The sequence below is a fragment of the Gemmobacter fulvus genome, assembly GCF_018798885.1.
Taxonomy (GTDB): Bacteria; Pseudomonadota; Alphaproteobacteria; order Rhodobacterales; family Rhodobacteraceae; genus Gemmobacter; species Gemmobacter fulvus.
Map to the genome: position 1 here is coordinate 2023898 of NZ_CP076361.1, position 13475 is coordinate 2037372.

Consider the following 13475-nt stretch of genomic DNA (forward strand, 5'->3'; position numbering starts at 1 on the left):
GCCTTTCACAGTTCGGGCACGATCAGGTCGGCCACAGTGCCGTCCAGATGCAAGGTGGCCCCGGTCAGGGATTGCAGGTGGTCGAGCGAGATCGACGGCAGTTTTTCACGCAGCACGAAGTGCTGCGCCACAACGTCGATCACCGCCAGCGAGGTATAGACGCGGGTCACGCAGCCGAGCCCGGTCAGCGGCAGGGTGCAGCGTTGCACGAGCTTCGGTTTGCCATCCTTGGTGACGTGATCGGTGATGACGGCCACGCGCTTGGCCCCATGCACCAGATCCATCGCCCCACCCACGGCAGGCACGCCGCGCGGCCCGGTGGACCAGTTCGCCAGATCGCCGGTTTCGGCCACCTCATAGGCGCCGAGGATCGCCACATCCAGATGGCCGCCGCGCACCATGGCAAAGCTGTCGGCATGGTGGAAGAAGGCCGTGCCGGGGCGGATCGTCACTGCCTTCTTGCCGGCATTGATCAGATCCCAATCCTCCTGCCCGGGCTGCGGTGACTCGCCAAAGCCGAGGATGCCGTTTTCGGTATGAAAGATCGCCTCGCGGCCGGGCGGCTGAAAGCGCGCCACCATTTCGGGAAAACCGATGCCAAGATTGACATAAGCACCATCGTTTATGTCCTGCGCGGCGCGCCAGGCGATTTGCGTGGGGGTCAGGGTCGCGGTCATGCTGCGGGCTCCGGGTATACCGCCTGCGCGCGGTTGAGGGTTTCTTCCTGCTGCGGGTTCGGCACCTCGACCAGGCTCTGCACAAAGATGCCGGGGGTGATGACGGCTTCGGGGTCGATCTCGCCGGGGGCGACGATGCGGCTGACCTGCACCACGGTCTGCGCGGCGGCCATGCACATCAGCGGGTTGAAATTGCGCGCCGCCATCCGGTAGGTCAGGTTGCCCAGCCGATCCCCGACATCGGCCTTGACCAGCGCCACATCGGCCTTGAGCCAGCGTTCCTGCACATAGGGCCGCCCGTCGAAGGTCTCGACCGGCTTGCCCTTGGCCAGATCGGTGCCAAAGCTGGTGGGGGTATAGAAGGCCGGAATACCCGCCCCTCCTGCGCGGATGCGTTCGGCCAAAGTGCCTTGCGGCACCAGTTCCAGCGCGATCTTGCCCGCCAGATACTGCTCGGTGAACACGCGCGCATCGGCGGACCGCGGGAAAGAGCAGATCAGCTTTGCGACCATGCCCTGCGCAATCAGCGCAGCCAGCCCCACATGGCCATTGCCCGCGTTATTGTTCACCACGGTCAGGTTTGTGGGATGACCGGTGGCGCGAAAGCGGTCGATCAGCGCGTGGATCAGCTCGATCGGCGCGCCGGATCCGCCAAAGCCGCCGATCATCACGGTCATGCCATCTTCGATCCCGGCCACAGCGGTGGCCAGGTTTGCGATTGTCTTGTCCATGGAGTGCCTCTTGCATCGGGCCAGGGTCTTGCCCGCTGCATGCAGAAATAGGCAGCGGGCGGGCTTCCGTCCATCCTGTTTGTGCGATATGATGATTTTGTTTACATACCGCACAATCCGCGCAGGCAAAACCGAGGCACCCATGACGATCAGCGAACGGGACATCATGGGCGGGCTGGCCAAGGGTCTGCTGGTGATCGAAACCTTCACCGCCGAACGGCCGCGCCAATCCATTGCCGAGGTGGCGGCGGCCAGCGGGCTGGACCGTGCGACGGCCCGGCGCTGCCTGCTGACGCTGGCGCATCAGGGTTATGCTGATTACGACGGCAAGTTTTTTACCCTGTCGCCCCGCGTCCTGCGCCTTGGCACCGCCTGTCTGGCCACCATGCCCCTGCCGCAGATCGTGCAGCCGGTGCTGGATGCGCTGTCAGACCGGCTTGGCGAAAGCACCTCGGTGTCGATCCTCGACGGGGCCGAGATCGTCTATATCGCCCGCGCGGCGCAGCGGAAGGTGATGTCGATTGCCCTGATGCCTGGCTCGCGCCTGCCTGCCTATTGCACCTCGATGGGGCGGGTGATGCTGGCGGCGCTGCCCGAGGCCGAGGCGCGGACGATCCTGGCCCGCAGCCCGCTGATCGCGCGGACCCCGCACACCCGCACCGGTCCCGATGCCATCATGGCCGAAATTGTCCGCGTCCGCGCACAGGGCCATGCGGTCAACGATCAGGAGGTGGAGCTGGGCCTTTGCTCCATCGCTGTGCCGCTGGTCAATGCGCGGGGCCGGGTGGTTGCCGCGCTGAACCTCGGGCTTGCCGCCGCACAGGGCGATGCCGCGCATCTGGTGCAGCGGTTTCTGCCGGAACTGCTGGCGGTGGCCACGGAATTGCGCGGCCTGCTGCGCTGACAGATACCCCCCCTCAAACTCTCTCTGAAAGGAAATCCTTGCCATGTCGGCACCTCTCGCCTGTCTGGATCACGCGGCATTTCATGTGCGCGACATCGCGTTCCACATCGCGTTTTTCCGCGATGTTCTCGGCATGACCGTGACCAAGCTGGATGGCGATCCCGATGACCCGAAGCAAGCCTGGCTGCTGGGCGGGATTCAGTTGATCCGGGATGCGGAATTTACCGGCCCGGAAGGGCGGTTCGGCCATCTGGGCATCATCTGCCAGGATCTGCCGGCCACCATCGCGGCGGCAGAGGCGTATGGGGCGGTGGCGACCGCCAAGGGGCCGCACTGGCTGTTGCTGCCCGACGGGCTGCTGCTGGAGCTGATGGCGCAGAAGGGTGATGCGGTGCGGATCATCCGCTCTGTCGACCCGCGCGCCTGACCGCAATTCCGGGCCTGGCGGGGCCGCGATGCCCCGCCCCGGCCCGGATCAGACGATGCCGCCGCCGCCGCCCGCCACTGCCGGGCGCTGCGCTGCCACCGTTGCCCGATAGCCCGAGGCGCGATAGGCCGAGAGCGGATCAATCGCGCCCCCGGCCTCCAGCCGGGCCATGGCGAGGATGGGCTCCACATCGGTGCGGAACCCTGCTTTCAGGCAGGCGGTGGCCATCAGCGCGTCATTCCCGTCCTGCGCCGCGGTCAGCTCCGCGCGGTCGACCAGCAGCGCCTGAGCATAGGCCCGGCGCACCTCGCAGGCCGAAACCATCAGGCTTTCAATCGGATCGGTCACATTATGGCTCTGATCCAGCATATGCGCCGGGGCAAAGCCGGGGCGGCCTTCGGCATCGACCAGTTCATTGAACACCAGAAACAGCCGATAAGGATCGACCGAGCCGGTATCCAGATCGTCATCGCCATATTTGCTGTCGTTGAAATGGAAGCCGCCCAGCTTGCCGAACTGGATCAGCCGCGCCACGATCATCTCGATATTGGTGTTCGGCGCATGGTGGCCCAGATCGACAAGGCATTGCGCCTGCGGGCCAAGCTCCTGTGCGATCAGGTAATTGGTGCCCCAGTCCTGCACCACGGTCGAATAGAAGGCAGGCTCGAACATCTTGTGTTCGGTGAACAGCCGCCAGTCGGCGGGCAGGGCGGCGTAGACCTGTTTGGCCGCCTCCAGATAGCGTTCAAACTGGCGGGTGAAATGCACCTGACCGGGGAAGTTGGACCCGTCGCCGATCCAGATCGTCAGCGCCTTTGATCCCAGCTGCGCGCCCAGTTCGATGCAGTCGATGTTATGCGCGACCGCCTGCGCCCGCGTCGCCGCATCGGCGTGGCTGAGCGAGCCGAATTTATAGCTGTGTGCCTGCCCTGGCTGATCCTGAAAGGTGTTGGAGTTCATGGCATCAAAGCCAAGCCCCACCTGTTTGGCCTTGGCCAGAAGATCGGCCACCGGGGCCTTGTCCCATGGGATATGCAGGCTGACGGTGGGGGTGGCGCGGGTCAGGGTGTGGATGACGCCGCAATCATCCAGCTTGTCAAAGATGTGGCGCGGCTCACCCGTGCCGGGAAAGCGGGCAAAGCGGGTGCCGCCGGTGCCGACGCCCCAGCTTGGCACCGCCACGCCGTAAGCTGCGACCTTGGCCTTCACCGCGGCAATGTCGATGCCGCGCCGCGCCAGATGCGCGCCAAGCGCATCATAATCCGCCGTCAGCCGGGCCAGATGGCGGGCGTTGTCCTGTTCGATCAGGGATGCGTGGATCATCATTGTCACCGGGTGAAAGCTTGAACATTGCCGGCATCCACATTCAGGATATTGCCGGTGGATTTGGCAGACAGATCCGAGGCAAAGAAATAGGCCCCCTCGGCAATATCCTCGGGCAGGACCGAGCGTTTGAGCATGGAGCGTTGGCGATACATTTCCTCCAGCCCTTCCTTGTCCTTGCCATAGGTCGAGGCGCGCTGATCCAGCCATTCGCCCGACCAGATCTTGCTGCCGCGCAGCACCGCGTCGGGATTGACCACATTCACCCGGATTCCGGCCTCGGCCCCTTCCAGCGCCAGACAGCGCGCCAAATGGATCTCGGCGGCCTTGGCGGTGCAATAGGCCGCCGCGTTCGGGCTGGCGGCAAGGCCGTTTTTCGAGGCGACGAACACCACCGACCCGCCGATGCCCTGGGTGCGGAAACATTTGAATGCTTCGCGTGACACAAGGAAATAGCCGGTGCTGAGGATATCCATGTTCTTGTTCCACAGGGCGAGGCTGGTCTCCTCGATCGGGGCGGAGGAGGCGATTCCGGCATTGGACACCAGAATATCCAGCCCGCCAAAGGCCAGCGCCGTCTGGGCATAGGCGGCGGTCACCTGTGCCTCGTCGGTCACATCCATCTGCACGACGCGCACCATATCCGCGCCAAAGCGGCTGGCGAGATTGGCCTTCACCGCCTCCAGCGCCGTGGCATCAATATCGGCCAGCATCACGCAGGCCCCCTCCTGCAAGAAGCGTTCCGCCGTGGCAGAGCCGATGCCCCCCGCGCCGCCGGTCACAAAGGCCACCCGCCCGGCCAGCGCCTTCGGCTTGGGCATCCGTTGCAGCTTGGCCTCTTCCAACAGCCAGTATTCGATGTCGAAGGCCTCCTGTTCGGGCAGGCCGCAATAGTCCGACACGGTCGACGCGCCGCGCATCACATTGATGGCGTTCACGTAGAACTCACCCGAAATGCGGGCGGTCGCCTTGTCTTTGGCGAAGGTGATCATGCCGACGCCGGGCACCAGATAGACCACCGCATTGGGGTCGCGCAGCGGCGGGCTGTCGGGGTGTTTGCAGCGGTCGTAATAAGCGGCGTAATCGGCGCGATAGGCCGCGACCTGTGCGGGTAGACCGGCCAGAACCGCGTCGATATTGTTCAGCGCCGGATCGAAATCCACCACCAGCGGGCGGATCTTCGTGCGCAGAAAGTGATCGGGGCAGGAGGTGCCAAGTGCGGCAAGCGGGGCCATCCCGGCGGCATTGACGAAGTCCAGCACGGCGGGCTGATCGTCGAAATGGCCGACCATGTGCTGCGCCCCCGACACCATGCCGCGAATCGCGGGCATCAGGCGCGCCGCCACGGCGCGGCGATCATCTTCGCGCAGCGATGCGTGTTTCTGACCGCCAAAGATGGTTTTGCCCGTGGTTTCGGTGGCGAACCATTCCATTGCCTGATTGATGATGCGCAGCGTGGTCTGATAGCAGGTCTTTGCATCGTCATCCCAGGTGAACAGGCCATGGCTTTCCAGCACGACGCCCTTCGCCTCGGGGTTCTTCAGACAGAAATCCTCCAGCCACAGGCCCAGCTCATAGCCCGGTTTCTTCCACGGCAGCCAGCCGATCTCGGAGCCGAAAATCTGCTGCGTCAGGGCGCGCGAATTCTTTGCCGCCGCAATCGCGATGATGGCATCGGGGTGCATGTGATCGACATGGTTCTTCGGCACATAGGCGTGCAGCGGGGTGTCGATGCTGGCCGCGCGCGGGTTCAGGTTGAAGGTGCAATGCGGCAGGTAGCCGACCATTTCGTCTTCAAATTCAACGCCGCGATAGACGCCCTTCAGGGCGCGCAGCTTGTCCATATAGAGCGTGGAAAACCCGTCCATCCTGATGGAGCCGACATCGCCGCCCGATCCCTTGACCCACAGAACCTCGACCATCTGCCCGGTCAGCGGATCGCGTTCCATCACCTTGGCCGAGGTATTGCCGCCGCCATAATTGGTGATGCGCTTGTCCGAGCCCAGCAGGTTGGAGCGATAGAGCAGCTTTTCCGGCTCGGTCATCGTCGCCGCGCGGGCATCATCCCACAGAGAGGGCAGGGCAGTGGTCTGGGGCCGGGGTTCGGCGGGGGTGTTGGTCATCATATCCTCCCATCGCGCGGGCATCGTGCCGCGCCTCCTTGCCGCGAAATGTGCCAGCCCGTGGCAGAATGTCAATCATTTTCAATCAAGATCAGTCATTGTGCGTGCGCAGAATGACATTCTGCGATTGAAAATGATTGACAAAGATTGAATGAGATGGAAACTCTGTGTCCAAGGGAGGCCACAATGCACGAAAGTGAACGCCACAGGATCATCCTATCTGCCGTGCAGGAGCGCCCCGTTGCGACGGTGGTCGATCTTTGCAGCCTGACCGGCGCGTCAGAAGCGACGATCCGCCGCGATATTGCCACTCTACACGTCCAGAAAAAGCTGCGCCGGGTGCGCGGCGGTGCCGAGGCGATTGCGCCGCCGCAATTCGTCGGGCTGGCGGGGCGGCCGTTTTCGGTGAACGAAACCTTCAACATCGCGCAGAAACGCGCAATTGCCCGCGCGGCGGTGGATCTGTGCGACGAGGGCGATGCCATCATCATCAATGGCGGCACGACCACGTTCCAGATGGTGCATCCGCTGTCGGCGCGCCGCTTGCAGGTGCTGACCAACAGCTTTCCGATTGCGGAACATCTGCTGAAACATTCGCGCAATACCGTCCTGCTGCCCGGTGGCGCGATCTACCGCGAGCAGAACATCATCCTGTCGCCCTTCGACAATGATGTGACGCGCAACTTCTATGCCCGCCGCATGTTCATGGGCGCGCAGGGGCTTGGCCCGCTGGGGTTGATGGAGGCCGATCCGCTGCTGATCCAGGCCGAGCAAAAGCTGATCGGGCAGGCGGACGAACTGGTCGTGCTGGTCGATTCCAGCAAATTCCGCAACCGCTCCAGCCTGATCCTGTGCCCGCTGAGCCGCATCCACACCGTCATCACCGATGACCGGATCGAGGATCGCGCTGCACAGATGCTGGAGGCGGCAGAGATCAGATTGATCGTGGCAGAGCTGGCCGCGACAGACCGAAAAGGCATCGCGCAGGAGGAATAGCGCGGGCCGCAACCGCTCAGGGGAGGAACCACATGAGCATTCTGAGGAAAGCACTCACCACCGCCGCACTGGCAACAGCCTTGATCGCCACCGGTGCCCATGCCGAAACCAAACGCATCGCAATCGTCGTCAAGGCGCTGGGCATCGGTTTCTTCGAGGCGGCGGCCAAAGGGGCCGAAGAGGCGGCGAAAGAGCTGGGCGATGTGGAGATCATCTATACCGGCCCGACCGACACCACCGCCGAAGGCCAGATCGAGGTGATCAACGCCCTGATCGCGCAAAAGGTGGATGCGATTGCCGTCTCGGCCAATGACACCGATGCGCTGGTGCCGACGCTGAAAAAGGCGATGGATCGCGGCATCACCGTCATTTCCTGGGATTCGGGTGTGGCCGCCGAGGGCCGCATGATGCACCTGAACCCCTCGTCCAACCCGCTGATCGGCAACATGATCATCAAGCTGGCCGCCGACAATCTGCCCGAGGGCGGCGAAGTGGCGGTGCTGTCGGCCACCACCACCTCGACCAACCAGAACACCTGGATCGAAGAGATGAACAAGGTGATGGGCAATTATCCGGGCATCACCGTTGTCGGCACGGTTTATGGCGACGATCTTGCGGATAAATCCTACCGCGAGGCGCAGGGCCTGATGCAGACCTATCCCAACCTGAAAGCCATCATCGCGCCGACCAGCGTCGGCATCGTGGCGGCGGCGCAGGCGGTGACCGATGCGGGCAAGGCCGGGCAGATCAACGTGACGGGGCTTGGGCTGCCGTCGGAAATGGCGGGCCATGTGAAATCGGGCGCGTCGAAATCCTTCGCGATCTGGAACCCGATTGATCTGGGCTATTCGGCGACGATGATCGCCTACAACCTGTCGAACGGTGCCAAGGCCGAGGCGGGCGCGGCAATCCCGATGGGCCGCATGGGCAGCGTGACGCTGGATGACAAGCTGGAAGGCGCCATGGCCGATCCGTTTGTCTATGACGCGACGAATATCGACGCCTTCTCGTCGATTTTCTGAGGCGCGGGCCCGGCGTCAGCGCCGGGCCTTCCTTCCCCTTTCAGTCAAGGTTTTCCCCATGCAGGCGCAACCCGTTGCCGCGACCGGCACCGCATCCCCGGTGCTGCGCCTTCGCGGCATCACCAAATCCTTCCCCGGCGTGCGGGCCTTGAACGGGGTGCAGCTTGACCTTTTTCCCGGTCAGGTCACCGCCCTGATCGGGGAAAACGGCGCAGGCAAATCGACCATCGTTAAAATCCTGACCGGCATCTATCAGCCGGACGAAGGCACGATTGCGGTGGATGGGCAGGAGACCCGCTTTACCACCGCACAGGCGGCAGGCGCGGCGGGGGTGACGGCGATCCATCAGGAAACCGTGCTGTTCGATGAGCTGACCGTGGCCGAGAACATCTTTATCGGCCATGCGCCGCGCACCCGGCTTGGCCTAATCGACTGGCGCGCGTTGTTTGAACAGGCGCGTGTGTTGCTGGCGCGGATTGGCGCGGATCTGAATCCGCACAGCAAGTTGCGGGATCTGGGGATTGCGTCGAAACATCTGGTGGCGATTGCCCGCGCGCTGTCGATCGACGCGCGGGTGGTGATCATGGATGAACCCACGGCGGCCTTGTCGCACAAGGAAATCCACGAGCTTTACGATCTGGTGGACCGGCTGAAGGCCGAGGGCAAAGCCATCCTGTTCATCAGCCACAAGTTCGACGAGATCTTTCGCATCGCGGATCGTTTCACCGTGTTCCGCGATGGCCAGTTCATTGCCGATGGCCAGATGGCCGATGTGACCGAGGCGCAGCTGGTGCAGATGATGGTGGGGCGCGCCGTCGATCAGATCTATCCCAAACGCCCGGCGCGGCTGGGGGCACCGATGCTGACGGTCTCGGGCTATTGCCATCCGACCGAATTTGCCGACATCGGCTTTACCCTGCACGCGGGCGAGATTCTGGGCTTTTACGGTCTGGTCGGCGCTGGCCGGTCCGAGGTGATGCAGGCGCTGTTCGGCATCACCAGACCATCGAAAGGCGCCTGCCGCGTCGGCGATGATGTGCGGGTGATCCGCAGCACGGCGCAGGCGGTCGAGGCGGGCATCGTCTATGTGCCCGAAGATCGCGGACGGCAGGGGGCGGTGAAGGGGCTGCCGATCTTTCAGAACGTCACGCTGCCCTCGCTGGGCCGCACCTCACGCCACGGCTTCCTGCGGCTGGCCGAAGAGTTCAAGCTGGCGCGCGACTATACCCAAAGGCTTGATCTGCGGGCGGCAAGCCTCGATCAGGATGTGGGCCTGCTGTCGGGCGGCAATCAGCAAAAGGTGGTCATCGCCAAATGGCTGGCCACCAAGCCGCGCGTGATCATTCTGGATGAACCGACCAAGGGCATCGACATCGGATCGAAGGCTGCCGTGCATGATTTCATGTCGGAACTCGCCGCCGAAGGCTTGGCCGTGATCATGGTCAGCTCTGAAATCCCCGAGGTCCTGGGCATGTCGGACCGGGTGATCGTGATGCGCGAGGGGCGCATTGCAGCCGAATTCAAGGGCGAGGCGATGACGCCCGAAAACCTTGTGCGCGCCGCCGTCGGCATCGAAGGAGAGGCAGCATGACCCTGTTCAAATCACGCGAGGCCATTCTGGCGGCGGCCATTCTGGGCCTGCTGGCGCTGATTGCCACCCGGTTTCCGGGCTTTATCGCGCCGGGCAATCTGGCACGGGTGTTCACCGATACCTCGCCCCTCATCATTCTGGCACTGGGGCAGATGGTGGTGATCCTGACCAAATGTATCGACCTGTCGGTGGCGGCAAATCTGGCGCTGACCGGGATGCTGGCCGCGATGATGAATGGCATGGGCGTGCCCCTGCCGCTGATCCTGCTGACGGTGGTGGCGCTGGGCGCGGTGATGGGCGCTGTGAACGGCTTTTTCGTCTGGAAGCTGGATATTCCGTCGATTGTGGTCACGCTGGGCACGATGACCATCTATCGCGGCCTGATCTTTCTGCTGACCGATGGCAAATGGATCAATGCGCATCAGATGACCGACGGGTTCAAGGCCTTCCCGCGCATGGTGATCCTTGGCCTGCCGGTCATGGCGTGGATTGCGGTGGCGGTGGTGGCGGGCTTTGCCGTTCTGGTCAAGCGCACCGCGCTGGGCCGGGCCTTCTTTGCGGTGGGCGGCAATCCTCATGCCGCCGTCTATACCGGCATCTCGGTCGGGCGAACGCAATTTGCCGCCTTTGTGATTTCCGGCGCGCTGGCGGGGTTTACCGGCTATCTGTGGGTCGCGCGTTATGCGGTGGCCTATGTTGATATCGCGGGCGGGTTTGAACTGGATGTGGTCGCCGCCTGTGTGATCGGGGGCATCGCCATTGCGGGCGGGGCCGGATCGGTGGGCGGGGCCGTGCTGGGCGCGCTGTTTCTGGGCATCGTGAAGAATGCGCTGCCGGTTGTGGGCATTTCACCCTTCTGGCAGATGGCGATTTCCGGCTCTGCCATCCTGATCGCCATTGCGTTCAACGCCAAAAGCTCTGCCGCCAAGGGCCGGCTTATCCTCAAAACTGCGGAGCATCGGGCATGACCTCTCCCACCCCCCGCCATATTCCCGACCGGCTTACCTCGCCCCTATCGCGAGCGCTGAAAAGCTGGGAGGCGCTGCTCTGCGTCACGGCGCTGGCCATTTTCATCGCCAATGCGCTGGCGTCACCATACTTCCTCGATCCGTGGAACCTGTCGGACGCCAGTTTCAACTTCACCGAAAAGGCGCTGATTGCCTTTGCCATGGCGATGCTGATCATCGCGGGCGAGATCGACCTGTCGGTCGCCTCGATCATCGCGCTGGCCTCGACCATCATGGGGCTGGCGATGAGCATGGGTGCCCCGGTGCCGGTTCTGGTGCTGCTGGGCATTGGCACCGGGCTGGCGGCGGGGGCGTTCAACGGGTTGCTGGTCACCCGCTTCAATCTGCCCTCCATCGTTGTGACCATCGGCACGATGAGCCTGTTCCGCGGCATCAGCTATATCATTCTCGGCGACGGGGCCTATACCGGCTATCCGGCGGGGCTGGCCTGGTTCGGGCAGGGGTATGTCTGGTGGGTGTTCAGCGTGGAACTGGTGCTGTTCGCGCTGATGGCGGCGGTATTCTACATCCTGCTGCACCGGACCAATTTTGGCCGCGCGGTGTTTGCCATCGGCAACAATGCCACCGCCGCGCGGTTTTCCGGCATCCGGGTGGATCGGGTGCGGTTCACCCTGTTCCTGCTGACCGGGGGGATGAGCGGGCTTGCCGCCGTCTGCCTGACCTCGCGCCTCGGCTCCACCCGTCCCTCCATCGCAACGGGGTGGGAGCTGGAGGTGGTGACGATGGTGGTTCTGGGCGGCGTCAGTATTCTGGGCGGGTCCGGCTCTATTCCCGGTGTGGTGATTGCGGCGCTGGTCATGGGGCTGGTGACGTTCGGGCTTGGCCTGCTGAACGTGCCGGGCATCGTGATGTCGATCATTCTGGGGGTGCTGCTGATCGCGGTGATTGCGCTGCCCCGGCTGTGGGCGCGGGCACGGAGGGCATGATGGAGAAATACGCCTTCCGCATGACCCTGCTGCCCGGCATGGCGGACGAATACCGCCGCCGCCACGCGGACATCTGGCCCGAGCTGGTGGTGCTGCTGCAAGAGGCGGGTATCAGCGATTATTCCATCCATCTGGACCCCGAGACCGATGCGCTGTTCGGGGTGCTGTGGCGCCGCGCCGATCATGGCATGGCGGCGCTGCCCGATCATCCGGTGATGCGCCGGTGGTGGGCGCATATGGCCGATATCATGCAGACCCATGCCGATCACGCGCCGGTGGCAGTGCCGCTGATTCCGATGTTTCATCTGCCATGACGGCGCAGCACATTGCCGTCATCGACATCGGCAAGACCAACGCCAAACTGGCGCTTGTCGATGCGCAGACGCTGACCGAGCTTGCGGTGGACACCCGGCCCAACACCGTCTTGCCCGGCCCGCCCTATCCGCATTTCGATACCGAGGGCCATTGGGCCTTTCTGCTGGACGCGCTCGCGCGGTTTCATGCTGCGCACCGGATTGATGCGATTTCGATTACCACGCATGGGGCCTGTGCGGCACTGCTGGCGGCGGATGGCACGCTGGCCGCCCCCGTGCTGGATTACGAGGATCCGCGCCCGGGCCAATCCGCCGCCTATGCGGCGCTGCGCCCGGATTTTGCCGAAACCGGATCACCGCGCCTTGCCATGGGGCTGAACCTTGGCGCGCAGCTTCACTGGCAACTGGCGCAGGATGACGGGCTTGCCGCGCGCACGGCGCAGGTGGTGACCTATCCGCAATATTGGGCGCATCGGCTGACCGGGGTGGCGGCCTGTGATGTCACTTCGCTCGGCTGCCATACCGATCTGTGGAACCCGTGGCGGGCGCAGCCCTCGGCCCTGCTGGAGCGCCTTGGGCTGGCCGGAAAGCTGGCGCCGTTGCAGCGCTGTGATGCCATTCTGGGCCCGATCCTGCCCGATGTGGCACGGGCAACCGGCCTGCCCGCCGAAACGCCGGTGGTCTGCGGCCTCCATGACAGCAATGCCTCGCTGTTGCCGCATCTGTTGCAGCGCGAGGGAGCGTTTTCGGTGGTATCAACCGGCACATGGGTGGTGGTGATGACCATGGGGGGCGCGCCGGTCACGCTGGATCCGGGGCGCGATACGCTGGTCAACGTCAATGCGCTGGGTCAGCCGGTGCCCTCGGCCCGGTTCATGGGCGGGCGCGAATATGACGAGATGCGCCCGCACCCCGAAGTGGCGGTATCGGAGCAGGATCGCCGCGCCGTTCTTGACCGCCAGCTGATGCTGCTGCCCGCCGTGCAGAGCGACAGCGGTCCCTATACCGGGCGCGTGGCGCGCTGGACCGGGGATGCCGAGGCGGGGCAGCGCAGTGTCGCGCTGTCCTGGTATCTGGCGCTGATGACAGCGGAATGTCTGCGCATGACAGGGGCGCAGGGGCCGGTGATTGTTGAAGGGCCGTTTGCCCGCAACGCCGACTATTGCCGGATGCTGTCAGCCGCGACCGGGCTTGCGGTCAGCGAGGCTGCCGGGCGCACCGGCACCGCCATTGGCGCGGCCCTGCTGCTGGCTCCGCGCCGCATGGCCGCCCCACCCCCAGCACCCGTGGTGCGGGATGATGCGCTGCGCGCCTATGCGCAGCTGTGGCAGGCGCGGGTGGCGCAGGCATAGGCCACAAATGCACAGAGCCGCCCCGGTGGGCGGCCCTGTGGCACTCAGCATCGGCTGGCTG

Annotated in this window: 13 protein-coding genes; 9 read left to right on the forward strand and 4 right to left on the reverse strand. The window is 64.2% G+C overall.

Features of this window, described 5'->3' with window-relative positions; genetic code table 11:
- Positions 1–5: 5 nt before the first annotated feature.
- The gene (locus tag KM031_RS09815) at positions 6–677 is read right to left on the reverse strand and encodes a 3-oxoacid CoA-transferase subunit B (RefSeq protein WP_215505818.1); all 672 of its coding nucleotides are present in this window, start codon (positions 675–677) and stop codon (positions 6–8) included.
- On the reverse strand, positions 674–1408 hold the full coding sequence (locus KM031_RS09820) for a 3-oxoacid CoA-transferase subunit A (protein WP_215505817.1): 735 nt from the start codon (positions 1406–1408) through the stop codon (positions 674–676). The genes KM031_RS09815 and KM031_RS09820 overlap by 4 nt, the downstream gene beginning before the upstream one ends.
- A 142-nt stretch (positions 1409–1550) precedes the next feature.
- Here KM031_RS09820 and KM031_RS09825 point away from each other — a divergent pair, with 142 nt between their 5' ends.
- Together KM031_RS09825 and KM031_RS09830 are read left to right on the forward strand one after the other, a co-directional pair.
- Entirely contained in the window at positions 1551–2312 is a 762-nt protein-coding gene (locus KM031_RS09825; RefSeq protein WP_215505816.1) for an IclR family transcriptional regulator domain-containing protein, read from the forward strand.
- 43 nt (positions 2313–2355) lie between these two features.
- Positions 2356–2739, forward strand: coding sequence for a VOC family protein (locus tag KM031_RS09830; RefSeq protein ID WP_215505815.1), 384 nt, complete (start codon positions 2356–2358; stop codon positions 2737–2739).
- A gap of 48 nt (positions 2740–2787) precedes the next feature.
- Here KM031_RS09830 and rhaI read toward each other — a convergent pair whose 3' ends face one another.
- Positions 2788–4062: an L-rhamnose catabolism isomerase gene (gene rhaI / locus KM031_RS09835; RefSeq protein WP_215505814.1), complete on the reverse strand. Its 1275-nt coding sequence runs from the start codon at positions 4060–4062 to the stop codon at positions 2788–2790.
- Between the two features lie 5 nt (positions 4063–4067).
- On the reverse strand, positions 4068–6185 hold the full coding sequence (locus KM031_RS09840) for a bifunctional rhamnulose-1-phosphate aldolase/short-chain dehydrogenase (protein WP_215505813.1): 2118 nt from the start codon (positions 6183–6185) through the stop codon (positions 4068–4070).
- A gap of 186 nt (positions 6186–6371) precedes the next feature.
- Between KM031_RS09840 and KM031_RS09845 the strand changes: the two genes are divergently transcribed.
- Genes KM031_RS09845 through KM031_RS09875 form a run of 7 tightly spaced genes read left to right on the forward strand, consistent with a single transcriptional unit; the run spans position 6372 to position 13414 of the window.
- A complete protein-coding gene (locus KM031_RS09845) occupies positions 6372–7181 on the forward strand; it encodes a DeoR/GlpR family DNA-binding transcription regulator (protein ID WP_215505812.1) in 810 nt (269 codons plus the stop codon).
- Positions 7182–7213: 32 nt separating this feature from the next.
- Complete coding sequence (gene rhaS / locus KM031_RS09850; RefSeq protein ID WP_215505811.1) at positions 7214–8203, forward strand: rhamnose ABC transporter substrate-binding protein; 990 nt, start codon at positions 7214–7216, stop codon at positions 8201–8203.
- 58 nt (positions 8204–8261) lie between these two features.
- Positions 8262–9794, forward strand: coding sequence for a sugar ABC transporter ATP-binding protein (locus tag KM031_RS09855; RefSeq protein ID WP_215505810.1), 1533 nt, complete (start codon positions 8262–8264; stop codon positions 9792–9794).
- Positions 9791–10762, forward strand: a complete 972-nt coding sequence (locus KM031_RS09860; RefSeq protein WP_215505809.1) for an ABC transporter permease — start codon at positions 9791–9793, stop codon at positions 10760–10762. Before KM031_RS09855 ends, KM031_RS09860 begins: the two co-directional genes overlap by 4 nt.
- Positions 10759–11748, forward strand: coding sequence for an ABC transporter permease (locus KM031_RS09865; RefSeq protein ID WP_215505808.1), 990 nt, complete (start codon positions 10759–10761; stop codon positions 11746–11748). The genes KM031_RS09860 and KM031_RS09865 overlap by 4 nt, the downstream gene beginning before the upstream one ends.
- The gene (locus KM031_RS09870) at positions 11748–12062 is read left to right on the forward strand and encodes an L-rhamnose mutarotase (RefSeq protein WP_215505807.1); all 315 of its coding nucleotides are present in this window, start codon (positions 11748–11750) and stop codon (positions 12060–12062) included. The genes KM031_RS09865 and KM031_RS09870 overlap by 1 nt, the downstream gene beginning before the upstream one ends.
- The gene (locus tag KM031_RS09875; protein ID WP_215505806.1) at positions 12059–13414 is read left to right on the forward strand and encodes an FGGY-family carbohydrate kinase; all 1356 of its coding nucleotides are present in this window, start codon (positions 12059–12061) and stop codon (positions 13412–13414) included. The genes KM031_RS09870 and KM031_RS09875 overlap by 4 nt, the downstream gene beginning before the upstream one ends.
- Positions 13415–13475 lie beyond the last annotated feature (61 nt).